The 24745-nt window shown below is 55.7% G+C and carries 20 protein-coding genes; 16 read left to right on the top strand and 4 right to left on the bottom strand.

All coding sequences use genetic code 11. From position 1 onward, the window contains the following. Nucleotides 1-279 precede the first annotated feature (279 nt). Nucleotides 280-1062, bottom strand: a complete 783-nt coding sequence (locus RIB44_09905) for a hypothetical protein (GenBank protein ID MEQ8616894.1) — start codon at nucleotides 1060-1062, stop codon at nucleotides 280-282. Nucleotides 1063-2161: 1099 nt separating this feature from the next. Between RIB44_09905 and RIB44_09900 the strand changes: the two genes are divergently transcribed. Together RIB44_09900 and RIB44_09895 are read left to right on the top strand one after the other, a co-directional pair. Beyond that, a complete protein-coding gene (locus RIB44_09900) occupies nucleotides 2162-3358 on the top strand; it encodes a PEP-CTERM sorting domain-containing protein (protein ID MEQ8616893.1) in 1197 nt (398 codons plus the stop codon). Nucleotides 3359-3506: 148 nt separating this feature from the next. Continuing rightward, a complete protein-coding gene (locus RIB44_09895) occupies nucleotides 3507-4856 on the top strand; it encodes a DUF4274 domain-containing protein (GenBank protein ID MEQ8616892.1) in 1350 nt (449 codons plus the stop codon). A 433-nt stretch (nucleotides 4857-5289) separates the two neighbouring features. On the opposite strand, the gene RIB44_09890 is transcribed toward RIB44_09895, so the two are convergent. Then, nucleotides 5290-6480, bottom strand: coding sequence for a PrsW family glutamic-type intramembrane protease (locus RIB44_09890; protein ID MEQ8616891.1), 1191 nt, complete (start codon nucleotides 6478-6480; stop codon nucleotides 5290-5292). A gap of 283 nt (nucleotides 6481-6763) precedes the next feature. On the opposite strand from RIB44_09890, the gene ruvB reads away from it, so the two are divergent. Beyond that, the gene (ruvB, locus tag RIB44_09885) at nucleotides 6764-7840 is read left to right on the top strand and encodes a Holliday junction branch migration DNA helicase RuvB (protein ID MEQ8616890.1); all 1077 of its coding nucleotides are present in this window, start codon (nucleotides 6764-6766) and stop codon (nucleotides 7838-7840) included. 157 nt (nucleotides 7841-7997) lie between these two features. On the opposite strand, the gene RIB44_09880 is transcribed toward ruvB, so the two are convergent. Continuing rightward, complete coding sequence (locus tag RIB44_09880; protein MEQ8616889.1) at nucleotides 7998-8903, bottom strand: DUF1559 domain-containing protein; 906 nt, start codon at nucleotides 8901-8903, stop codon at nucleotides 7998-8000. A 306-nt stretch (nucleotides 8904-9209) separates the two neighbouring features. Here RIB44_09880 and rpmF point away from each other — a divergent pair, with 306 nt between their 5' ends. The 8 genes from rpmF (at nucleotide 9210) to RIB44_09840 (ending at nucleotide 17180) form a co-directional block, all read left to right on the top strand. Beyond that, entirely contained in the window at nucleotides 9210-9389 is a 180-nt protein-coding gene (rpmF, locus tag RIB44_09875) for a 50S ribosomal protein L32 (GenBank protein ID MEQ8616888.1), read from the top strand. A 41-nt stretch (nucleotides 9390-9430) separates the two neighbouring features. Next, a complete protein-coding gene (gene fabD, locus RIB44_09870; protein ID MEQ8616887.1) occupies nucleotides 9431-10342 on the top strand; it encodes an ACP S-malonyltransferase in 912 nt (303 codons plus the stop codon). 23 nt (nucleotides 10343-10365) lie between these two features. Further along, complete coding sequence (gene fabG / locus RIB44_09865) at nucleotides 10366-11142, top strand: 3-oxoacyl-[acyl-carrier-protein] reductase (protein ID MEQ8616886.1); 777 nt, start codon at nucleotides 10366-10368, stop codon at nucleotides 11140-11142. Between the two features lie 343 nt (nucleotides 11143-11485). Continuing rightward, entirely contained in the window at nucleotides 11486-11728 is a 243-nt protein-coding gene (locus RIB44_09860; GenBank protein ID MEQ8616885.1) for an acyl carrier protein, read from the top strand. A gap of 121 nt (nucleotides 11729-11849) precedes the next feature. Next, entirely contained in the window at nucleotides 11850-13094 is a 1245-nt protein-coding gene (gene fabF, locus RIB44_09855) for a beta-ketoacyl-ACP synthase II (protein ID MEQ8616884.1), read from the top strand. Between the two features lie 205 nt (nucleotides 13095-13299). Continuing rightward, nucleotides 13300-14055, top strand: coding sequence for a hypothetical protein (locus RIB44_09850; protein ID MEQ8616883.1), 756 nt, complete (start codon nucleotides 13300-13302; stop codon nucleotides 14053-14055). A gap of 331 nt (nucleotides 14056-14386) precedes the next feature. Next, nucleotides 14387-15661 carry a hypothetical protein gene (locus tag RIB44_09845; protein ID MEQ8616882.1) on the top strand — a complete coding sequence of 425 codons (1275 nt, stop codon included), beginning with the start codon at nucleotides 14387-14389 and terminating at the stop codon, nucleotides 15659-15661. A 202-nt stretch (nucleotides 15662-15863) separates the two neighbouring features. Further along, the gene (locus RIB44_09840) at nucleotides 15864-17180 is read left to right on the top strand and encodes a beta-ketoacyl synthase N-terminal-like domain-containing protein (GenBank protein ID MEQ8616881.1); all 1317 of its coding nucleotides are present in this window, start codon (nucleotides 15864-15866) and stop codon (nucleotides 17178-17180) included. 297 nt (nucleotides 17181-17477) lie between these two features. On the opposite strand, the gene RIB44_09835 is transcribed toward RIB44_09840, so the two are convergent. Beyond that, entirely contained in the window at nucleotides 17478-17699 is a 222-nt protein-coding gene (locus tag RIB44_09835) for a hypothetical protein (GenBank protein MEQ8616880.1), read from the bottom strand. Between the two features lie 336 nt (nucleotides 17700-18035). On the opposite strand from RIB44_09835, the gene nusA reads away from it, so the two are divergent. From nusA to RIB44_09810, 5 genes are all read left to right on the top strand, one after another. Further along, on the top strand, nucleotides 18036-19424 hold the full coding sequence (gene nusA / locus RIB44_09830) for a transcription termination factor NusA (protein ID MEQ8616879.1): 1389 nt from the start codon (nucleotides 18036-18038) through the stop codon (nucleotides 19422-19424). Nucleotides 19425-19625: 201 nt separating this feature from the next. Continuing rightward, on the top strand, nucleotides 19626-22355 hold the full coding sequence (gene infB / locus RIB44_09825) for a translation initiation factor IF-2 (protein MEQ8616878.1): 2730 nt from the start codon (nucleotides 19626-19628) through the stop codon (nucleotides 22353-22355). A gap of 85 nt (nucleotides 22356-22440) precedes the next feature. Further along, nucleotides 22441-22818, top strand: coding sequence for a 30S ribosome-binding factor RbfA (gene rbfA, locus RIB44_09820; GenBank protein MEQ8616877.1), 378 nt, complete (start codon nucleotides 22441-22443; stop codon nucleotides 22816-22818). Nucleotides 22819-22887: 69 nt separating this feature from the next. Continuing rightward, on the top strand, nucleotides 22888-23856 hold the full coding sequence (locus RIB44_09815) for a hypothetical protein (protein MEQ8616876.1): 969 nt from the start codon (nucleotides 22888-22890) through the stop codon (nucleotides 23854-23856). Between the two features lie 71 nt (nucleotides 23857-23927). Then, the gene (locus tag RIB44_09810) at nucleotides 23928-24674 is read left to right on the top strand and encodes a YebC/PmpR family DNA-binding transcriptional regulator (protein ID MEQ8616875.1); all 747 of its coding nucleotides are present in this window, start codon (nucleotides 23928-23930) and stop codon (nucleotides 24672-24674) included. Nucleotides 24675-24745: the final 71 nt, after the last annotated feature.

Genomic DNA, 24745 nt, shown 5'->3' with positions numbered 1-24745 from the left:
AGCGACTTTTGCTCTTAAGAGCCCTTTTTGCACTGGCTCGCGAATTGACGTAAGTCGATCTGAAGCAGGCTGAACTCAGGTCAAGTTGCGAGAGAACGCCGGAGTACGTTCATTTTAGTGCAGGGGGTGGCCAAAAGCTGGTGTGAAAAATGGCTTGGCGCAGAAGTGACATCATTAAGCGGCATAGCGGGTGCTAAGTTCGCGCCGCAAAAGAAAAGAACAACGGCTCAGCGGATAGCGGATTGGACTGCCAGCCGACGTGCTATAACCGCGTTTACTTCAGCTTGCCAATCTGGTGTAACTTGTACGGTGTCTTATCGCCAAGCAAGGCACCAACAGAGCAAGGGCTATTGAAGTTGGTTCGGGCACGATTGCGACTGAAGCTGCTCCAGAAGGTTCAGAGTATTGATCTTCCCATATGGTGAGGTCAGCTTCACCAACCACTCCATCCCCGTTTGCGTCTCCGTCAGATAAACTGGAGCCGATGCCGAAGCTGTGCTGCCAGGTCAGGAAGTCTTTTCCTTCAACAATTCCGTTCTCGTCGAAGTCAGCACTTGGTCCCTGAACTAGGCTGCCTCTCGCAATAATCACTTCTCCTGCATCGGTTGCGAAAGCAAGGCCGTCTGTCCCCAGTGAGATAAGATTACGTGCCGAACCAGCCATCTCCGGAACACTTATGGAGCCCAGGGGTACAAAAGTTGACTGGCTAAATGTCTTTAGCTCATCACCGTCGATGAAGTAGGTTCGACCACTCTCAAAGTTTGGCTCGACTGGACCACGACCGTTGAAACTTCCAATTGGACCGGGTGTTGCAACTTCAAGGATTTGCCCGTTTGTAAAATAAACTCGACCATTTTCATATTCCATGTCGAGACCGTTCTGCGTCAACAATCGCTTGGCCTGATAGATGGTCCCAACATATCCCCCATCGGGAGCCCAGTTAACTTCGAAGGCATTAAAGTCACGATCACTGATGCTGCTTGAATGGCCGTAAATAGTGCTCGGATCGTCCCCAAATTCGATTCGGTCGTATCTAGCAGAGTCGCTCGATGCATCGGGCAACTGAACTCCGTCCTCAAAGAATGCGAACCCACGATTCGTATTTCCCGACCTCCTGGACACTGCAAGCCTGCTTGCATTCCCGGGCAACACTTCTAAATCGTCAACACGGCGATCGCCTGAGCCGATAGGAAAAGCAGCTCCAGGCGTCATTGTGTCGAGGAAAAACGGAGTGACCAAATTCGTGCTCTCGCTGGCAACGTAGATTCGAGAGCCATCGTCAGCGATTGACATTTTTGATGGCTCACTCGAAATGAATACCGAGTTGCCCAGGGCTCCCGTGTAGGGATTGATAGGAGTGATCGTGTTTCCTCTCAAAATCCCCACTTCGCTTGGGACAGAAGCGTAGATCATGTCAGAATGCGGATCATACACGATGTCGTTTGTGATCAAGCTAACTTCTCTGAAATAGGTCGAGGCATGGCAATTGATTTGGCCTAGCATCGAATAAAGGAAACAGAACGAGATCGTGATAGCTGATCGGACCATGATACTAATTCCAGAGCAAGACTCATTACCGAGTCGATTCAAGTGTCGTGACGTTGCCTATTCTAGCCAACTGTGGAGGGCTGAGTAAGTAAATTGCTGTGCAACTCTAAGTGAAAACCGGCGGGTGGAACTGCTGCAATCCTCTTCGAGGGTGCCACTGCTGACTTGTCGCGACTTGAAGCTCGGCTGGGTTGGACCCTCGGTACATTTCAGAATTAGATCGCCCGATTGAAGTAGACCTGCAGTGTCTGTTCGTTGTAGTAGTTTGTTTTGCTTGTAGGCGCTCCCATTGCTGGCTCTTCGCATCGTGGCGACGAGCAGCGCGATGCACTTAATGAGGTTGGCGCCAAGAGAGATTGACTAACGGCGTCATCACTCAACTCGTGCTTCGATGTCGAAGCCGAGAAAGCGCTTATCCAGACCATCTTTTCGCTCACTCAATCCATAAACGCTCCCAATTGCTTGCTTCCGATGTTGTGCAAAACGCAAATTGATTGAAACTCGCTGACAGGATCGTTATTCTAACGGTGCTTATCCCACGCGCTGGTCCTGAACGAGGACCAAGACTGCGAAGACTCTTTTCAACCGTCCGCAAACAGTGAGGTGAGTTCTCATGAAGACGATCCGTGTGAAGCAATGGCATGTTCGTGCCGTGTCCCTGCTCGTTTCACTTTTCGTCTGCGTCGCGCCGTCGCAGGCGATTCAGCCGGTCGACATGCTGCCGCCTGACACTTCCAATATCGTCAGCGAAGGGATGGCTATTTTGTCTGACGGTTCTGTTTACGGACGGTCGGGGCCTAGCGCGGGCGTGTTTGGCAACGTGAATGCTCCATTCAAAGGAACCTATTGGGGCGCACCGGGGCCGTTCTTTCAAATTGTCGATCTGGGCACACCCGTGGGGCTATTCCAGATCGACATGAACGATTCTCACGACGCGGTGGGCGAGGCCCGTGAGCCGACCTTCCCGTTCAACGTCAAAGGATTCGTCACTGAAGATTCGCTCAACACGCCGGTGACGACCGTCCTAAGCCCCGTCAGCAGTTTAGATCACAGCCGTGCGGTCTCGATCAATAACAGCAACGTCGTCGTGGGTACTTCCTACACCTTCAACAGCTTCAGCGCCGAGATTCTGCATACCGGGACCGTTTGGCGGAAATCGAACAGTTACACACCCGAAGTCACCAACATAGTCAAACGTCCGCAAAGTATCAGCGAGAACGGCAACCTCGTTGGCTGGGAGGGCTCCAGCACGGGTGCCGTCACCAAGATTGGAAATGTGATGGGCAACCCGATTCCCTTCACCGGCAACATCGGGGGACTGAACGGCACAGGCCCCACTTTCGGGATGGACATCAACGACAGCGCACAGGTTGCCGGCTGGGCCTTTGATCAAGCGACCAATTCAGGAGTGACGACTGCCTTTCTCTGGGATCCCGCCAGCGGCATGTCTGCCGTCAATCACTCGGCGCTGGGCGCGATCGAAAGTTTCGGCCGCGCCGTCAACAACCACGGCTTGATGGTCGGTTCACTCAACATGGCTCCCGGCTCGGGCACGGGCGACTATCACGCGTTCTGTTACTACCAAGGCCAAGCCGTCGATTTGAACAGCCTGATTGATCAAACTTCCGGCTGGGAACTCTGGCACGCGTATGACGTGAACGACGACGGCTGGATCGCTGGCGTCGGTACCTACAACGGTGTTTTCCGAGGGTTTCGGATGCAACACCCAATAATCCCGGAGCCGAGTGCGTTGCTACTGTTTGGTGTTGCGCTGGTCGGGCTGGTTGCTGCTCGCCCCAATCGGCTCTAGAAATCGTTGCTAAATTCGCAACCCGAAGCATTAGCCAGGGGAAAACCCCATAGTATGGCACCTCGCTCAAGCTTCGGGTTACGAAACTGATTCTTGAAACTGCTTCAAATACTACCCACCAGGCGGTCGTTACTCGATCGATGACGAAATGAACTCAGCAAGTTTTTTCTTCGACGACGGCCAATCCCGGAAATTCTGGTCGTACAAACTCCGTGGCAAAAAACAAACGATTCGTCACGGTCGACTGGGTACCCAAGGGCGGGAAACGGCCAAAACATTCACCTCCCCTTCTGCTGCTAAAGAGGCGACTGAAAAACTAAAAGAGCAGAAGCTTGCTAAAGGTTATGTCAAGGTCGATCCAAGCCTGCTGAAGATCAAACGCCCGAAAGGCAAACGAGCGGCAACCGAGGCTCAAGTGGCAAAGCTCGAGAAAAAGCTAGGCGTCAAACTACCGCAAGAGTATCGAGACTTCTTGCGGGCGCAAAACGGCGGCGAACCCGACCCCAACCATGTCGAGCTGCCTATCTTCGGAAAGCAAGATACCCGGCCCGTAGATTTTATCTACGGCTTATATGCCAAGCCAGAAGCCTATAAGAGCCTGTTGTTTGCCGAAGAGTTCATTACGCCGTCTTTGCCAGAAGGGCACCTTCCGATTTGTGGGCAGTTCAATCTTTACTACTATTCAATCTCACTGCTCGACAAGCCGGGGTGCGTTTACTTCTGGAACGAAGATGCGGGCGGCTACGATTTGAACGAGCATGGCGACCCTGTCTTTGATAAGTCGCACGCGATCCTAGTCGCAGGCTCTTTCAACGAGTTTCTGACGCGCATTGCGATTTGCCTACCGCCGGCAGAAGACACGGGTGCGGAAGAGTCAGCATCCGATGAACCTTACGAACGGCATATTCCAGAATTAAGTACCGGAAAGCGGTTATCCAAACGGCGCCGGGAGGAAATTATTCGATTGGTCGATGAAGGAGGAGAGGAACTGACTGCGGTTATGGAGCAATCAGAAGCAATCATGCAAAAGAAGCCGCTCAGGAAATCAAGAAAAGAGGCAGACGCTCTCGTTGCGAAATTCCTGCGAAAAATGGATCGTGAAATAAAGACGTTCCTGAAAACGACCAAGAGTAAGGACGAGCTACAATACTACGCCGAGAACATGCACTGGGAAGCAAATACAAGGCAAGTGATGGAGCTCGTGAAGAATCCCTACATCGACGCCGGCACCCTCCTGCAAACCTATTGGTATGCCTGTCCGGAAGACTTCTACTTTCAATATGAGTCAGCTTCCGAAATCGACTCCGATTCCGATCGTTACACCTTTCGCGTGCTCCAACATATTGAAAAGAGGTTTCTTAAATCTCAATACAAGAGTGCATCCATACCTTTTGATCCCACCAGCCATATCTCGATGTGGGAAAGGCGTGACGAATTTGCACGACAGATTCCCGACGTCATGTACGAGCCGATTGGTGGTCGTAAGAAACGCAAGTGAATTTAGACGAGTAAACCACGGCGGGTGGCACTGGCTCTGCCAGTGTTTGACCTGTCAGACAGCTCGACTCCCGAGAAAGTTTGGACTTGGGCGCTCTAACCGGGTGCAGGCTGCAAGCAATTAGGAGGGAATCGATCAGCTTGTGGTCGCGAAACTGCGTAGTTCTTCAAACTTGTTACTCAACCCAGAAGTTCGGCACTGGCAGAGCCAGTGGCACGCTCGTCGGCTCCACTTGCAGCAAAACGAGCATGAAGGCGATCAGCCCAGCTCAATTGATTCGCAACGCGGGCTCAATAGGCCACGCTGAATAAACCAGCAGTGGCACACGAAGTCGGCCAGGCATCACAGAGTGAGATATCAACATGAGCTACCGACCGGATTCCTTCCGCCGCGGCGGAGCTAGCATCCCTTCGGAATGAAAGTTGGCTTGCACTCACACCGTCACCAGCGACTCCGGCATCTCCCGCAGGAACAGATAAACCATCATCGCCTGCCCCAACACCGACATGAACATAATGTCGAGCGCCCCGCTCCAACCCGTGGCGGCGGACATATAAACGAATGTGGCGGCTGCGACCAACGCAACGCAGGTGATAAAGTTGGCACTGAGTGATATGGTCTCGCGGCGCACTATGCGTAGCTCGCGAAGTTCGCGGAAGAAGTGCCATTGCAATAAGAAGAACAGGATAAAGGCTCCTATGCTGTAATCCTTGAGGTCTGGCAAAACGATTAGCGCATCGTACGCCCCGTGCATAAGAATCGCTCCTAGGAAGACAACGACGAATTGCGGTCCCCACTCTTTTGGCCAGCGGCAGGCTCGATAGGCAGCCAAGCCGATGAGCCCTGTCAGCGCAATATGGATCGGAGCAGGTGTTAGCAATCGTCCCAATGTGCCGCTGCCGGCGGATCGATAGATGTAGCCAACGTTTTCTTCCATGGCGAATCCTAACCCCACGCAGCCGGCAACGATCAGTGCAGCCAGTTCGTCGCGGCGGCGAACGATCCAAGGAAGCAACGGCAGGAAGCAAATGAACTTTGAGACTTCCTCACGGAACCCGACACCTAGGACGAAGAAACGAAGCCCAGGAATAAACTCGTCGCTCTCAGCAAGTCCCCAGCCAATTTCTTGGTAAAGAATCAAGAAGAGCGTGAACCAGATGCTTACCACCCCGAGGAGCAGGCCTACGATGCATGAGAGAAGACGGAAAGTTCGATCGTCGGCAGGCTGAACCGTCTGTAGCAGAAACATCATCCAACAGAGTCCCGTCAATATGGCCAGGCCGGTCGTTCCGACATTGCCCCAACCTTGCAGCATACTTTTGGGGATGGCGAGAAACACGCTTCCCCACTCACCTCGTCCTGCGTGCTGCTCGATTTTCTCCCAATGTTTGACCCTATCTTGATAGTGAGGATCGTCTGGAGGCGTCTGGGGTTCCTCGGGCTCTTCCGAATCGGGAGCGAATAGGTTCTGTCGCTCTGGCGGCTCCATCCAACCTGTAAACGATGCATCAACCGCAATGCCAACGACGAAACCGACGGCGAGGATGCCCAGGCCCCATTTCCAAAGGAAGTCAGCTCGGCGGGTGTTTCGTTCGAGCCAGAGACGTTGGGCGTTGGTGAGCATGGGGGTAGTTTACTGCGTTGGATCGCTTGTCGAAACTGAAGGTAGCCGCGACCTACAAGGTCGCCGGGAATTAGCTCGGTATGTTTGCGTTCCAAGAGTTCTCCGGCAGCCGCCACCACAATCGAGACCGGGGCTGCGGCTACCTTGGTAAGAAATTCACGCTTTCCCGATTTGCAGCCGATTTGATATAGTGCGGCGGTAGCGTACAGGTGTTCAGACCGTCGAGATCGAGAACGCACACAGTATCAAACCGGATTCCTCGGTCGGCTAGGCTCCCGTCGGAATGACAAAACGCCTCGCGCCCCACGACCCGCAACTCAACATGGCCCGCGAAACGATTCTTTCTGGCGACGACGATCAACTTCCTCCCGAGCGGCCTTCCTTTACCGGGCCGACGAAGGAAGAGGAGTCCGCATTGCGCCCGCAGCGGCTGGAGGAGATGATTGGGCAGCGCGAAGTTTATGAGCGGATCATGATTGCCGTGGATGCGGCGCGGATTCGCAAGGAGCCGCTGGGGCATATTTTGCTTGATGGGCCGCCGGGATTGGGGAAGACGACTTTTGCGACTTGCATTCCCAAGGCGCTCGACGTGCCGTTGCAAATCGCCAGCGGGGCGGCTTTGGCGGCACCGAAGGATTTGTTGCCTTATTTGACAAATGCCTCCGAAGGCTCGGTGCTGTTCATTGATGAGATTCATCGACTGCCAAAAGCAGTCGAGGAGTTCATGTACCCGGCGATGGAAGATTTCCGAATCGATATCACCCTTGGTGAAGGAGTGAACGCCCGGACGCTGAATATGCCGTTGCCGCCCTTTACGATCATTGGAGCAACGACTCGCACCGGGTTGCTGTCCGCGCCGCTCCGCGATCGATTTCAAGTCCGCGAGCACCTGGAGTTCTACAGCCAAGACGAGCTGTGCGAGATCATCACCCGCAACGCCAAGAAACTAAAAGTGCCTGTCGACGAAGAAGCGGCAGGCAAGATTGCCATCTGCAGCCGCGGTACGCCACGGATTGCCAACAACCGTTTGCGGTGGGTGCGTGACTATGCCACGACGAAGGCGGATGGCGAAGTAACTTTCGAGGTCGCCAAGGCGGCACTCGACATGCTGGGCGTCGATCCCTTGGGGCTCGACGGGCAAGATCGAAAGTATCTAGAGACGATCCTCCGCGTGTTCAACGGCGGACCGGTGGGCGTCGAGGCGATCGCTCATACGCTGAACACAGCCCCGGACACGCTGACGGACGAAGTCGAACCATTTCTGCTGCGGGCGGAGCTCGTCGTGCGAAGTCCCCGCGGGCGGAAGCTCACGACGGCTGGATACGAGCATCTGGGGGAACCGCCACCCGAGGCTGCATGACTGTAACTCCACGCTCCGCGTGGAGCATCTCTTGAAAGTGCAACCAGCTGGAACAAAGCCTACTTGGAAGCACGGATTGATGCGTGCTGAACTGCCAAGATCACAGAGTCTGGCACGCGAGTACTTTCTGCTTACCACGCGGAGCGTGTTGTTACGGTCAAATCGCGTCGCCGATGATTTGGCCGTCGCCGAAGGCGGCTAGTTTCTTGAGCGTTTCTTCATCGGCGTCGGTGGTGATTGCTTCGACGTGGCCATCGAGATAGACGAACTGCACGATGCCGGGATGCTCGCTGCCGAATTTCTCACTACTGTCGTCGTCGGCATTCGCGGCCAAGCCACCGAGCACACCTGCCATGACCGTGCGTGGATTGTCGGCTGGGAAGAACGCGGTATCGCCCGCGTCATGGTGTTCGAGCCCAGGCTCAGCGACGAGATTTCGAGGGATGTGACGATCTCCTGCAGCGAGCGTCTGCGAGAGGCCATCGGTGATATAGCGATCCTTGATCTTCGATCCTGTGAACATCGGCCCGGCGACGACGCTGGGCTCGAAGCTGGTGAGCACGCCGTTGAGTCCGAAATGGACATCCCAGCCGGCGTTGGCAGCATAATCGCCCCCGGCAGCAACACCACGGACGACCGAGGGTTGGTCGTTGTTGTCAAAGTCTCGATCAGCCTCGGGCGAGCGGCGACTGGGGCAGTAGTACATCTCGACGGGAGTACGCATCGCGAGTGCGTTTTCGTCGGAGTCGACGCGCTGGTTGGATTGGTAAGCATCAAACAACACTTCTTGCTCAATGAAGGGTAGCAATCGGAAGGCCCAAGAAGTGCCAAACTGCGTCGTGCTATTCCGTCCGGTTGGGTACTGGCGTTTCGCATCGTGATGCATCTGAAGGGCGAGTCCTTGCTGCTTCAAGTTGTTCTGACAGCTATTGCGGCGGGCAGCTTCGCGAGCAGCTTGGACGGCAGGCAGGAGGAGGCCGACAAGCACGCCGATGATGGCGATGACGACCAGGAGTTCAACGAGCGTAAATGCGGAACGACACGACGAAGAAGGCGAGCGCATGGTATGTAACTCCGGAAAGGAATCTTTAAGGCGGGAAGTTTTGGGGAGGGACTCTGGCGGGACTTTGAGCTTAGTCGGAAATCCGGATTCGAGTCAAATCGAGTTTTCCGCTCCTCAAAATTGTCGACTATTCTTTTGCTATCAGATTGCCTGCCAATGAGTTACGTTCCACAACAGGGTAAGGATGCCCACAAGAACCCTCCGGGCTATGCGGCGATTGAGGCCCTTTCGCAACCGCGGTTTTCGGGGTATGCTTCGCGATTCGACAAACCACACTAAAGCCAACCTTTCCGATGAGGCCCCGCGATGGCCGTACCTAAGCGCAAGCATTCCAATTCTCGCAGCGGCAAGCGTCGCTCGCACGACGCCCTCAAGGCAAAGCAACTGCAGCCCTGCCCTCGCTGCGGCACGGCGACCCTTTCGCACGTCGTTTGCGGGAACTGCGGCCACTATCAGGGCCGTGCGATGGTCGAATCGGCTGAGTAACTTTCTCCTCACGAGCAGATCGCGACACCGAGAAGGCGAAGATGAGTAAGACTGCGCTACTGTTTCCAGGTCAAGGCGCTCAAACCGTCGGCATGGGAGCCGAATTAGCTGCGAACCTCCCGGCTGCGAAGGCTCTTTTCGATCAGGCCGCTGAGATCCTCGGCTACGGTCTTCTCGAACTCTGCAAGAACGGCCCTGCTGAAGAGCTGGATTCTACCGTTCACAGTCAGCCGGCGTTGTTCGTGTGTAGCCTGGCTGCACTAGAACAATTGAAAGTCGATTCGCCGGAAGTCGCTGAGACTTCTGCTGCGACCGCAGGTCTGAGTCTTGGCGAGTACACCGCGCTGGTGTTTGCTGGCTCGATCGACTTTGCAAGCGGGTTGCGCCTCGTTCAGCAACGTGGCGCTGCGATGCAAGATGCGGCTGACCAAGTGAGCAGCGGGATGGTCAGCATCCTTGGCATGGAGCGAAACCAAGTTGTCGAGCTTTGCAATCAGGCACGTGAGGGTGACGTGCTGGAAATCGCTAACTTGCTCTGCCCTGGGAACATTGTCGTTTCCGGGAGTACGCCAGCCTGCGAACGCGTTGCTGCTCTCGCGGAAGAAGCCGGTGCGATGAAAGTGATCCCGCTCGCTGTGGCGGGGGCATTCCATACCGAGTTGATGCAACCCGCGGTTGAGCGATTGAAGGCGGCCCTGGCGGAAGTTCAGATCCGACCACCCCGCGTGCCTGTCATTTCCAACGTCGATGCCCAGCCGCATGACGATCCCGAAAAAATACGCGATTTGCTGATTCGCCAAGTCGTTAGCCAAGTCCGCTGGGAGGATTCCATCCGACTGCTGATTGATGAACATGGGATCGAGCAGTTTTACGAAGTCGGACCAGGAAAAGTGCTGCGTGGGTTGCTGAAGCGGATTGCCCGAAAAATGCCGTGTGAGAATGTGTCGGCTTAACGCATAACCAAGGACAACCAAGAATGCCAGAATCGATTGAAGCCCGAATCAAAGTCGACCTCAGCGGACAGACGGCCCTCGTCACTGGTGCCTCCCGCGGTATCGGCAAGGCGATTGCTTTGGCATTAGGTGCCGCTGGTGCGAAAGTCGCATGCCTCGCTCGCAACGAAGAGAAGCTTGCTGAGACCGTCGGCGAGATCACAAGCGCTGGGGGTGCTGCTGAGGCTTTCGCTTGCAACGTCACCGACTCGGAAGCGGTGCAAGCAATCGTCGAGAAGATTCACGCGGATTGGGAGCGTCTCGACATTGTCGTCAACAATGCAGGCATCACCCGCGATACGCTGATTCCCCGGATGACCGACGAGGATTGGGACGAGGTGATTACCACGAATCTGCGCTCGGTGTTCTTGCTCACCCGCGCGGCCACCGGCGTGATGATGCGGCAGAAGACTGGCCGGATCATCAACATCTCAAGCGTTTCCGGGCTAATGGGCAACCCGGGGCAATCGAATTACTCCGCTTCCAAGGCGGGCATTATTGGCTTCACCCAGACCGTGGCTCGCGAGCTAGCCAGCAAGAAGCGGAAGATTACCGTCAACGCGATCTGCCCCGGCTTCATCGCCACCGAAATGACCGACGCCTTGGGTCCCGCTCTTGACGAAGAAGTCAAGAAACGCATCCCCGCCCAGCGACTGGGGCAAGCCGAAGAAATCGCCGATGCGGTGCTGTACCTCTCCAGCGGTTCAGCCAGCTACATTACCGGACAAGTTATCACCTTGGATGGTGGACTAACGGCGTAGAATACTCGTCATTCGGACGGGAGGCTCGCTGACCGAGGAATGACGTGTGTTTTTAGACGCGTCGGGCCTTCCAAAGAGCCCCAGCCGACCTAGACAATGCCCTTTAGAGACGGTATATCTTGACCTCCTTCCCAAGCCCCTTCTATTTTGAAAGGCTTGCGAAAGAGGCGGGCTCTAGGCGGACTGCTGTAACGGGTAGACAATCTATCCGCTCAGATTGGTATGGCCAAGATTCGCTGCTAGCGTACTATTTGCTTCGCAGGGCACCCGTGACAAGTGAATGTCCACCGGCCTTGCGATTTGACTAACGACAGACACCCAGTGGTTGAAGGAGGACCCGACCGTGGCCTCAGTATTGGAACGTGTAACCGACATCGTCTCTGAACAACTCGGCGTCGATAAAGACAAGATCTCCGCCGAAACTTCGTTCGTAAACGACCTCGGAGCTGACTCGCTCGACACCGTTGAGCTGGTCATGGAGCTCGAAGAAGAGTTCGACGTGAACATTCCCGACGACGCTGCCGAGAAGATCCAAACCGTTGGACAAGCGGTCGAGTTCATCGAGCAGAACGGCAACGCCTCGTAGTTACGGGTCGTCGTCGATTTTGGTATTCCCCCCTCTGCTCGGGCTCTTTAGGCTGTTCCCTGCGGCGACTCGTGCGCTGCATTCTCGCTATTCCTAACCTGTTGCTTGTTGAGTTTTTGTGATGAAGCGCCGCGTGGTCGTTACTGGACTTGGTTGCGTGACTGGGCTTGGCAGCGATGTCGAGTCCGTCTGGAAACGAATTCTCGCCGGCGATAGCGGCATCAGCCAAATCACTTCTTTTGACACCAGCGACTTTAAGGTCCACTTCGGTGGGCAAGTGAAGGAGAGCGACTGGTCTGTCGAAGGTTACATGGACCCTCGCGAAGCGAAGCGGGTTGATCGCTTCACGCAATTCGGCCTGACCGCTGCTGCTGAGGCGGCCAAGGACTCGGGGATCGACTTCGAGAAGGAAGATCCCTACCGCTGTGGTGCAATCATCGGTTCGGGGATCGGCGGCCTCAACGAGATTGAGGACCAAGAACGCCGTTTGATTCTCAAAGGCCCTGACCGGGTGAGCGCGTTTACGATCCCGAAGCTGATGCTCAACGCGGCAGCGGGACATATCTCGATTCGTTTCGGTCTCCGCGGCCCCAACTACGCCGTGGCCACGGCTTGTGCCAGCGCCGCGAATGCGATGGGCGACGCACTGAAGTCCATTCAATATGACGACGCGGACATCATGATCACCGGTGGAACCGAAGCGGCACTGACGCCGATCGGGCTCAGCGGTTTCTCGAACATGAAGGCTCTTTCCACGCGAAACGACGCCCCCGAGAAAGCGAGCCGACCGTTTGACTCGGATCGGGACGGCTTTGTACTTTCCGAAGGGGCTGGAATCCTCGTCTTCGAGGAACTCGAACACGCCAAAGCCCGTGGAGCCAACATCTACGGCGAAGTCCTCGGCTACGGTGCCAGCGCCGACGCCGGGCACATTACCCAGCCTGACGCTGAAGGAACCGGCGCTGCCCGAGCGATGAGCGCCGCGGTGAAAGATGCGGGCATTGAACCAACGGCAGTCGACTACATCAACGCTCACGGCACCAGCACGCCGCTTGGCGACAAGGCGGAGACGACCGCCGTGAAACGCGTGTTCGAAGATCACGCCAAAGTAGCCAACGTCAGCAGCACGAAAAGCCAGTTAGGTCACTTGCTTGGTGCCAGCGGCGGTGTGGAGATGATCTTCGCGCTGCTCGCCTTACGCGATCAAGTTTGCCCCCCCACGATCAACCTCGACACGCCCGACCCCGCGTGCGACTTGAACTACACGCCCAACACGCCGCAAGAGCGTGAGGTGAAGTGCGTGATGAATAACAGCTTTGGGTTCGGCGGGCACAATGCTTCGCTGGTGGCTGGGGTTGTGCGGTAGCAGCAACCTGTTTGCTCAAACCATCTCCGAAGAGTACCTCGCATTGAATTACCGCAAAGCGGTTCCATAACGTAGCCCAGGGTAAGACCATCACGAGCCCCGGCGAGTGTGGTCGCCACCCTGGGTTAGTTTGTAAAGCCATACATCGACCGAGCAAAAAGCCTGTTTCGCGTGTTGGCTTACCGAGGTCGAAATGAGGTAAGTCGTGATTCATGATTCATCTCAGCGTCGTCAACTCGACGCAGCCGTTGAGAGTCTCTACGCGACGTTTGCCACTTATCGACTTGGCGATGATTTCGTCGGCTGCGACTTTTGCGCAAGTACTGAGCGTTCAGAAAAGCTCGCTTCCATTCCGCTGCGAAAGCTAACTTATGACGACTTGGAACTCTATTCGAGCAAAGCGATCACAACTTGGGGAAACCAACGACATTTCAAGCATTTTCTACCGCGGTTACTTGAGCTTACCATCGCTTACCGCGACGAGTTCCTCGATCTTGCTGTGGTCTTCGGAAAGTTAGAGTGCGCTCATTGGGATAGCTGGCCCACAAGTGAGCAAAACGCGGTGAAGGATTTCTTTTCTGCCTATTGGTTGTTTCAATTGTCCATTCCTATTTCAGGAACGTTTGAAGATGCTGCTGACACGGTTCTTTGTGCCTTCTCAAACGCCTGTAGCACAATCGATCCGTTTCTGAGTACTTGGATAAACACGGACAGTACTGAAGCGCACTTGCATCTGGCAGCATTTGTCTTGCAGAATGAATCAAGCTTGATGAAGAAGTGCGAGTTGTGGAATGCTTTCTGGAACACGACCGCCAAGCCCCATGCCGAGGTCCTTGCTTGGCTGCAATCACAAGAGGTAATTCAGTACCTCAAGTCGACTAGCCCGGATGTGCTGGTAGATGACTTTGCTTTCGCGGTGCCCCAGTTATTCGCCATACAAGCGCGGTTAGCGAATCAATAAGCCGTGAACCTTTCTCATTTCGACCTCGATCGACCTATCACAGCACAGAACGCTAATTGCTCGGTCGATGTTTAGGCGCTATATCGTGACCCAGGGTGGCGATCTTCCTCGCTGGGGCTCGGTCGATCTTACCCTGGGCTACGTTAGGTAACCGCTTCGCGGTAACTCTTGCTTGAAGCCTTTTCGGAGCTGCTTGCACTAACCTTTCACGGCTAAGCCGCAAGCGGTTTGCTAGCATTCTGCTGCCAGCGATCTTGCTGGGCGCCCTGCCCTTTTCTACACTCCGCGTCCTCGATGTCCTATGGAACAGAGCGATTGCGGAGAGAATCCGATGCTTAGATTTTTCGCAGCACTTGTGGTTGCCATTATCGTCTTGCCGACTGGTGACTTAAACGCTCAGAACGGTGCGACGGGTTGGCGCGCTCCTGGCGGGAGCAGTTCTCCATCGGTGCGAACGGCTCGTTACGATCAGAAGCCTGCTTCTGCGACACAAAGCTCCCAATCACAGAGCCCCGTCACTCCGGGCCAGACGCCGCCGGCTCAGCCGACGCAGCGGAATGCTCTGCCAGCGGGAGCGACGCGGGCGCAGGTGACCAAGGGTTCGGGAACTTTGCCGAATGACCAAGGTCAGGTTTGGCGAGAGTACGACATCACGCCTTACACGATGCGGGTTGAAAATTCCAAGCATCCTGAACAGCAGATCGTGGATTGGATTCTCCGTGAGACCGGCTACGAGGCTTGGCACTCGAATCCGGTTGGTTTGCTGAGCGCAGATCGGCAACGTCTGAAGGTTTATCACACGCCGCAGATGCAGGCGACGGTCGCCGATATCGTCGATCGGTTCGTAAACAAGGCGGCAGAAAAGCACGGTTTTGGGCTACGGATCATCACGATGAAGAACCCGAACTGGCGTGCCCGAGCGTTACCGTTGATGACTCCGCTGCCGGTGCAATCGCCCGGCGTTCAAGGGTGGATCATGGCGCGAGAAGACGCAGCCTTATTGCTCTCGGAACTGAAGCGCCGTACCGACTATCGCGAGCATTCGCCGCCGCATCAGATTGTGTTCAACGGCCAGTCGCACATCGTCTCGTCCATCAAGCCGCGTAGTTATACGAAGGGCATCCTCCCGACGGCCAACGTCTGGCCTGGTTACCAGCCTGAATTGGCGACGATCGACGAAGGGTTCAACTTCGAGTTCAGCCCGCTCTTGTCGATGGACACCGCCACGACCGATGCCGTGGTGAAAGTGAAGCTCACCCAGGTTGAAAAAATGCTCCCCGTGCAACTGGAAGCGCCTTCGACGATCGCCCCGAATCAGCGCACTCAGGTGGAAGTACCACAGATGACGATGGTGCAATTGCACGAACGCTTTCGCTGGCCGACAAACCAAGTGCTGCTGCTAAGCATGGGCGTCGTGGCGTCGCCGGGGCCTGAGAAGCCGAACTTGATCGTGGACACGCTCAAGCTGCCCAAATCGCCACCTCGCGCCGATGCGTTGTTGATGGTCGAAAGCCGCGGGACTGTCGCGACTCCAGGAACGACAGCTGCCGGCGGTGGCCCCTCGGCAAGTACCGCCAGCCGGACGACGTTCCACGGGCGATACTAAACCGGGCTGCGAAACTTGGTTCCACAATCCAAGGGCAGCAAGCTGCCCATGCCACCCTAACTAATCCCTCAGGGGTGGCATGGGCAACTTGTTGCCCTTGTGACTTCACTCACTGCTCGCTGCGGCCCCCTCGCTTCTACTTAGTAGTGCGGATATGCTAAAGCCCTAGAGCAAATCTGCTAATCTTTGAAGCTTCGAAACCATGCCTGATTCTTCCTCCCGCCGTGTCGTCATCACCGGAATGGGCGTGGTCTGCCCACTCGGGAACTCCACTGCTGAGATGTGGGACGCACTTTCCTCGGGCCGAAGCGGGGTGGCTCCCCTGGTGAACCTTCCAGCCATTGAAGGAAAGTTTACCTACGGCGGTGAGGCCCGCGACTTCACTGGTCACATCGACAACTTCGGTGAGTTGCCCAAGGATCGCAAGAAGGCGATTCGCAAGGCGCTGAAAATGATGTGCCGCGAAACGATGATGGCAGTCGCGGCAGCGCAGCAAGCGATCAACGAAGCAGGCTTCGCCGAGGAGGCGATGGAGCCGGAACGCTCCGGCGTGGTATTCGGCAGCGATTACATGCTGAGCCCGCCGGATGATTTTCTCAACGGCTTGAATAAGTGCGGTGCGGATCAAGCAGACTTCAGGTTCGACCAGTGGGGACAAACCGGCCTACCGGAAATGAACCCACTGTGGATGCTCAAGTTCTTGCCGAACATGCCGGCCAGTCACATTGGGATTCTCAACGACCTGCGCGGTCCTAACAATTCGCTAACCATGCGAGAAGTCTCTGGACTGTTGGCGATACGCGAGGCGGCGCAAACGATTGCTCGCGGTCATGCTGATCGCATCGTTGCCGGCGCGTGCGGGACGCGGATTCACTCCTTTAAATCGATTCACGCTGATCAGACCGAGCAGTTGGCTGATGCCTCGCTACCGCCCGAGAAAGCTTCTCGACCGTTTGACAAAGACCGCACGGGGATGGTCCTCGGAGAAGGTGCCGGGGCCTTGCTACTGGAAGAGCGTGAGGCGGCGATTGCTCGCGGGGCAACGATCTATGGGGAAATCCTGGGGACCGGCAGCGCTGCCGGAGATATGCTTGCTGAGCAAAGCTCAAACGACAAGTCGCTCGCGACGGCAGGAAACGCGGCGTTACAAGAAGCTCAGCTCAAGCCGGACCAACTTGGACACATTTCGGCTCATGGTTTGGGGACGGTTGAGGCGGACGCTCAGGAGGCCCAAGCGATTGCGGCGGTGGGTGGCGAAACCGCAAGCGAGGTTCCAACCGTGGCGGCGAAGAGTTACTTTGGGAATCTCGGGGCCGCAAGTTGTGTTGTGGAACTGATCGCAAGCGTGATGGCCCTCCGCGAGGGGAAGCTTTTTGCTACGCTGAATCACGAGTCACCAGGTTCAACCTCCCCAGTGAATATCGCAGCAGCGGGCTCGTCGGCAGGCGATTCTTTCCTCAAGTTAAGCGTGACGCCCCAGGGGCAGGCGGCAGCGGTTGTAGTTGGGCAACAAGGCTAGGCTCATATCGTCAGAAGAATTGCGATACTCACAGACTAGCGAGAAACTTATCGTATTCAGCGTGTGAACCGATAAATATCCACACGATCTCCTCGCTGCTCTTTCTGATGCCAACAGCACGATAAGAATCAGTCACCCGTACTGACCAGAGCGGTAGTGACGTATGAAGCGGCTTGAATTGTAGCGATGGGTGGTTCGGATCAGCGGCGAACTGGCGATAAGCGATACGTGCCCGCGATTGGACATCTTGTGGCAACTTGGAGAATCGCTTGCGAAATGATCGGTGAAGACGCGAAATCACAGTGAATCTACATCATTAAGGTCTTCGCATTCACCACGCTCGTCCTCAGCAAGTACCTCTGCAACGAACTGGCTGAGTTTTTCTGAATGCTGCTCGGTAGATTGCTTCCATAGCCGGTCTTCTTGGATTTCGTGCAGCACGAGGCGTGCGAGCAGTTCCTGCCGCTCTTCCGGCATTTCTTGCAGCTTTTCGACGGCTTGTTGGAGAAGGGCGTTCATGCCTGCATTATAGCTCCTAGTCACTTCGAGGAGTACATCGCCCAGCTGAGTGGGCAAGTCGACCGTTGGCCCATTGACACTTAGCCCCTCCCATCGTAGAGTAGCCTGACTATAGCGAGCTTTAAGTCGTTTAGGGCTAAGGCCTTTCGCCATTTCTTCGCTCCTGTCGCCTTGATTGGAGACGAAGGCTGGGTGGAAGGTCTTGTCTGTCGTTACTGGCAGAGGCTGCTTAATGACTTTGGGAATACAGTCCGAACACAACCTGACCCGACAATCTGACAACTCGATTACACGACCGGCGGCGGGCGAATACGTCGCGAAAGGATCTTTCTCAACATGAACGCTTCTGAAGTGCTCCGCATTGTCGACGCGATCCACCGTGATAAGAACATCGATAAGGAAATCGTGTTCGAGGGTATTGAAGCTGCGCTCGTCTCAGCCGCGAAGAAGCACTATGGCGAAGAGGAAGAGATCGAAGTCGACATCGACCGCGAGAGCGGTGAAATTTCTGCGACGCACAACGGCACGGTTCTCGACTCGGAAGAAACCGTCGGGCGGATCGGTGCCCAAACTGCCAAGCAGGTAATGATTCAAAAGATTCGCGAAGCGGAACGCGACGCGCTTTACGACGAGTACAGCGAACTGGTCGGCGAGATGGTCAGCGGACTGATTCACCGTTACGACGGTGGGGCGGCGACCGTGACGCTGAGCAACGTCGAAGCCATCCTGCCACGCAGCGAACAGATCCCTGGCGAAACGCACCACGTGAACGAACGGGTGCGAGCCACCGTGTTCGAGGTTCGCAAGGCGGGCAGCCGCGTAAAGGTGATCCTCAGTCGCACACGTCCGCAACTCGTGCAGCGACTCTTTGAACAAGAGATCCCTGAAATCATCGACGGCGTGATCGAAGTTCGCGCCATGTCACGCGAGCCGGGCTATCGCTCAAAGGTGGCCGTTAGCAGCAGCGACACCCGTGTCGATTGCGTCGGTGCCTGTGTCGGCGTCCGCGGCAATCGGATCAAGAACATTGTTGACGAGCTAGCTGGCGAGCGGATTGATATCGTTCGCTGGGACGACAACCTTGAGATTTTGATTCCCAACGCGCTGCAACCTGCTGAAGTTGAGCAAGTCATCCTCTGTAAGATTCTCGGTCGTGCAATCGTTCTCGTTCGCGAAGATCAGTTGTCACTGGCTATTGGTCGTCGCGGACAGAATGTTCGCCTAGCGAGCAAGCTTTCCGGCTGGGACATCGAAATCATGACTCAGGAGGAACTTGCCGAGTCGATTGATCGTGCTGTTGAGGGCTTCAGCGCGATTGAAGGCCTGGAAATGGAAGTGGCCGAGCGTTTGGTCGAAGAGGGCTACCTGAGCTACGACGATCTCTCCGTGATCGAGCCGGAAGATCTGATGGCGATGGGCAACCTGACCGAGGAGCAAGTCGACAAGATTGTCGAGCAAGCCGAAGCGCTGGCGGAAGAAGCCGAAGCGGCCGCGGCAGAAGCTCGCAAGAAGAAACGTGAAGAAGATCGTTTGGCGGCGATCGAAGCGGAACATGCTGAGGCTGAGGCCGCGTTGGCTGCCCAAGAGGTGGAAGCAACCGGTGAAGAATCGGCTTCAGGCGAAGCAGAAGAGGCTGCAGCGGAAAGCCCGGAAGCTGAAGCGACCGGCTCAGAAGCTTCGGACTCAGAGGCTTCTGAAGATGAGAATAAGGAGACTTCGGTTTAGTGTTATCGTTGCTTGCCATTGTTGGTCGCTCCCAGATGAGAGCAACTTGCAGTGAAGAGCACCGATGGCAGCGTCAAGAGATTCTTGGAGGACGCAAGTCTATGTTTTTTTAGCACCACATAAAGATGCTCGACGACCACGTGTTTCACGGGAAGAGCAACTCTCGAGAAACACAACACAAACGAGCACGGGGAAAGTAATTTGGCGGTCCGCATTTATTCACTGGCCAAGGAACTGAAAGTTGACAGCAAAGAGCTGGTCGATATCTGCACGCAGATCGGCATCAGTGGTAAGGGCTCTGCGCTAGCCAGTCTCGACGACGCCGAAGTCGCGAAGATTAAGGAGCATTTCTCCGGCGGTGGCTCGAAACCTTCCAGCGGCAGCAAAGGGAAGGGACCGGCTGCACCGGTCGCACCACAGAGGCCTACCAAAGATGCAAAACGGGCTGAAGAAGTCCGTGTGATTAGCACACCTAAGAAGCTCGACCCGGTAGTTGCCGCTCGCCAAGCGGCTCTTGAACAAGCCGCCAAAGAGAAAGCCGAACAAGAAGCTGCCGCCGCCGCTGAAGCGGGCACTTCGGATGCAGCCGAAGCAACTGACTCAGCCTCCGCGAAGGATACGACACCAGAGGAAGATTCAGGACCACGCCGCCCAGGACCACTTGCCGGCGTGATGCAACGGGGCGACTACGTTCCCCCTGGCGGCGCAAGCAGCAGTGGCAAGCCGCGAGTTATTGGCAACGAGGGATCTGGCAAGGGTGGAAAATCAGGAGGCGGCGGACGCGCACGTCCTGCCATTAAGCTTGCCCCCGTTCCCGCAACGGAGCCCGCCAAACCTGCCAAACCTGGCAAGAACGAACCGGCCGCTCAGAAGCCCGACATGAAGTTGCCGGCCGATGCACTCAAGGCGAGCAAAGCTGGAACCAAGCCGCTCAAGGCCCATTTGCGTAAAGCAGAAGATGCCCTAGAGAGTGAGAAAGAGAAAGACGGTAAAGGTCGCGGTCGGCCCCGACGTGGCGACACTCCGATGCTTGGAGGACGCGAGCAGCGACAACTCAGTCGAAGCCGTACCGGCGGACGCACCGGGATGGCTCGCCCACCACGCCGAACTCGCCGCAGGCGGACCGGCATCAACACGGCCGCGCCACGTAAAGATGCCGTCCAGCTTCAACTTCCTTGCACCGTCCGCGAGCTTTCAGAAGCCGGTGGAATTCCAGCGACCGATATTCTCCGCCTCCTCATGGAAGAAGGCGTGATGACGACCATCACCGCGGTGATGGATCCCGACCTTACGGAATTGGTTGCTGCAGAACTTGATTTGAACGTCGAGTTTAAAGACGAGGTCACCGTTGAAGATGAGTTCCTCTCAGCGATTCGCGAGCAAGTCGACGACGAGAAAGACCTGCAACCTCGCGCACCTATCATCACCTTCCTGGGCCACGTTGACCACGGCAAGACCTCGTTGATTGACAAGATCATCGACACCGACGTCGTCAGCGGCGAGAGCGGCGGCATCACCCAGCACATTCGTGCTTACACGATTTGGAAAAACGACCAGCAGATTTCCTTCGTGGATACGCCTGGTCACGAAGCCTTCACCGAAATGCGCGCCCGCGGTGCCAACGTGACGGACATTGCCGTGTTGGTCGTAGCGGCCGACGACGGCATCATGCCGCAGACGGAGGAGGCCATCAGTCACGCTCGCGCGGCTGAAGTTCCAATTATCGTCGCCCTGAACAAGTGCGACCTGCCTGGGGTTGATCCGAACTTGGCAATGCAGGGACTGACCGCCCAAGAACTCGTTCCCAGTGAATGGGGTGGCGACGTCGAAGTCGTGAAGACTAGCGCGATCACAGGCGAAGGGATCGACGAATTGCTCGATACCATTCTCACGGTTGCTGAACTTCAAGAATACAAAGCGAATCCCGATCGCCCTGCCCTCGGTACCTGTATCGAAGCCCAACAGGAAGCGGACCGAGGTGTAGTCGCCAAGGTCATGGTGCAGAACGGAACACTCAAAGTGGGCGATGTGATCGTTTCTGGCCAAGCCTTCGGCAAGGTCAAAGCAATGCACGACACGCTGATCCCAACCGCCAAGCTTGAAGAAGCTGGGCCAAGCGTCCCTGTGAATCTGACCGGCTTCGATATAGCGCCTGGTGCTGGTGAGCCGTTCTATGTCCTCGACGACATTGCCAAAGCACGCACGATTGCTGAATCTCGCGCGGAAGAGGCTCGCAGCTCGAACCTCGACGTGGGCATTCAGCATGTCACCCTCGAGAACCTTTTCGACCGTCTCGAAGGGGATGGCGAAGTCCAAACACTGAATCTGATCCTTCGTGCCGATGTCCGAGGATCGATCGAAGCGATTCAGAAGGAACTCGAAAAGCTCGATCACCCTGAAGTCAAAATCAAACTTCTGCAAAAGTCCGTCGGCGGCATCACCGAAGCGGATGTGACCCTGGCCGATGCTTCTGACGCGATCATTATCGGCTTCAATGTGGTTCCCGATGAAAAGGCGCGCATCCTGGCCGACAAGCGGGGCGTTCAGGTCCGGCGGTACGACGTGATCTACAAGATCACCGAAGAGTTGAAAGCGGCCATCGAAGGCTTGTTGAAACCTGAGGAACGCGAGATTGATCTCGGGCGTGCTCTCGTACAACAGACCTTCAAGATCAGTCGTACAGGCACGATCGCGGGCTGCCGCGTTCTTTCCGGTACGGTCGAGCGAAATGCGCGTGCCCGCGTGATCCGCGACAATACGATCATCGGTGATTACGCGATTGATACCCTCCGGCGAGAGAAGGACGACGCCAAGGAAGTTCGTGAAGGATTCGAGTGCGGCATCAAACTGGCCGGCTTCAACGATGTGAAGGAAGGCGATCTGTTTGATGTGTACCGTGTCGAGGAAATTGGGCGTAGTTTCGACGACTGATTGACCCTCACTCGCTTTGTCCCGTTCCGGGCCGCTGAAGCGGCACGCGGCCAAGTTTCAAATCGCTTCCCTTCCCAGAATCATCATGTCCTCCCGCCGCGTTCTTAAAGCTGCCCAAGCGATCCGCGAAGTTGTCGGTATGGCTATACTGGCTGACTTAAAAGATCCACGCATCGAGAACGCGACCATCACTAAGGTCGAGGTTTCGCCCGATATGCGTCAGGCGAAAGTAAGCGTCTCCGTCATGGGAGACGATGCCAAACAGAAACTGTGCCTCCATGGACTACAGAGTGCTGCGGGGTACTTACAGTCGAAAATCTCGAAGCGGATTGATACTCGCTACACGCCGCGTTTGAAATTCGAGCTCGACATGGGCGTGAAAAAATCAATTGCACTGGCGAAGGTCTTGGATGAGGTCTTGCCGGAGGAGCCCGATAGTGATGGCGGAACTGAAGAAGAATGAGACGAGCCATTAGGACACGGAAGAACAGAACCAACAACAACTGACATTTTCATATAGAAATCGATCACCATGGCAGCTTCCAATCGCGCTTCCTTGATTAATAAAGTTCTCAAGGTCACCAAGAAACACTACAAACCCGTGCCGATGCCGAAGGATCGCACGCTGCTTGAGAACTTGGTGTTTGCCTGCGTCGCTGAGAACTCACCCTACGACGCGGCTGAGAAAGTTTTCCAATCGCTCAGCAAGGACTACTTCGACTGGAACGAAGTACGCGTGAGCACTTTGGCAGAACTGGCCGAAGTGATGAAGCCGCTCAACGACCCGGAAGAGTCAGCGACTCGACTCAAACGGGTTCTCCAGAGCGTTTTCGAAACGCATTACACCTTCGACCTCGAGCCGATGAAGAAACAGAACATCGGCCAGTCCGTCAAGACGATCACGAAGTACAACGGCAGCACGCCCTACACGGTCGCTTTCGCCGTGCAGCAGGGGCTCGCAGGGCACTCGATCCCAATCAACACGGGTTTGCTCGAGTCGATGCGCGTGGTCGGCGTGATTTCCGATGCCGAGGCGAAGAAGTACTCGGTGCCGGGGCTCGAGCGCGCCGTGCCGAAGAACAAGGGCGTCGAAGTCGGCACGATCCTGCATCAATTGGGAGTCGAATTAAACCGTAGTCCTTACGGTCCGGCGATTCGTAAGATCCTGTTGGAAATCGCCCCGGACTGTAAAGAGAACCTTCCGAAGCGTCCCTCCAAGAAGGCACCTGAACCAGAACCAGCGAAGAAAGCCGAACCAGCGAAAAAGGCAGAAAAGAAAGAGGCATCTAAGGCCCCAACAAAGTCGGCTGAAAAGAAGCCCACTAAGAAAGCCGCTGCGAAGACGACGGCAAAGAAGAAGCCAGCAAAGAAAGCGGCCACCAAGAAGGTCAAGAAAAAGGTCGTTAAAAAGAAAGTCGCCAAGAAGAAAGTCAAGAAGACCGCTGCCAAGAAGAAAACAACGACTAATAAGAAGGTGAAAAAGAAACGGAAGCCACGCTAGTTGAGTTTTCAGTTGCCAGTGTTCAGTTTTCAGTTCGTTAGCACTTAACCTTTCATCCCTCAGCCTCTTCTATGGCAGGACATTCACACTGGGCCGGCATCAAGCATAAGAAGGCGGCCATCGATAATAAGCGGGGGAAGCTGTGGAGCAAGCTCTCCAAAGCGATCATCATCGCCGCCCGTGACGGGGGCGGCGATCCGTCAATGAACTTGCGGCTGCGGTACGCTATTAACGATGCCAAAGCCGTCAGCATGCCCAAGGACAACATCGAGCGTGCCGTTAAGAAGGGGACCGGCGAGCTCGAAGGGGGCAATCTCGAAGAGATCATCTACGAAGGCTACGGGCCCGCCGGAGTGGCCGTGATGTGCGAAATCCTCACTGACAACCGCAACCGCACGGCACCGGAAGTACGCAAGATTTTTGAGATCGCTGGCGGCAAACTTGGCGCAACAGGTTGTGTGGCTTGGATGTTTGATCGCAAGGGGGTTGCGGTGATCTCCAAAGAGCAGATCGGCGAAGAAGCGCTGATGGAGCTCGCGCTCGAAGCGGGAGCGGACGATATTCGCCGTGAAGGAGACGCCTACGAGGTGCTTTGCGATCCGCAGGTTTTTACCGATTTGCGAGAAGCACTCGAGCAAGCAAAGCTCGAACCGGAAAGCTCCGAAGTTGCCCAGGTGCCTAAGGAAACAGTCGATGTTTCTGCTGAGGACGCGCCCAAGGTCTTAAAGATGATGGAAGCGCTCGATGATCACGACGACGTGCAAAACGTCTCGGCGAATTTCAATATCCCAGATGAGGTCATGGCGGGGCTCGATTGAATCGATATAGCCATCGATCACTACCCCATCTAACTGAACGCGGGGAATCACGGATTCTTGATCCCATTGAA

This window comes from Lacipirellulaceae bacterium, assembly GCA_040218535.1.
In the GTDB taxonomy this organism is placed as follows: domain Bacteria; phylum Planctomycetota; class Planctomycetia; order Pirellulales; family Lacipirellulaceae; genus Adhaeretor.
The sequence above is the reverse complement of the archived record's forward strand: the minus strand, read 5'-3'. Positions and strand labels throughout refer to the sequence as shown.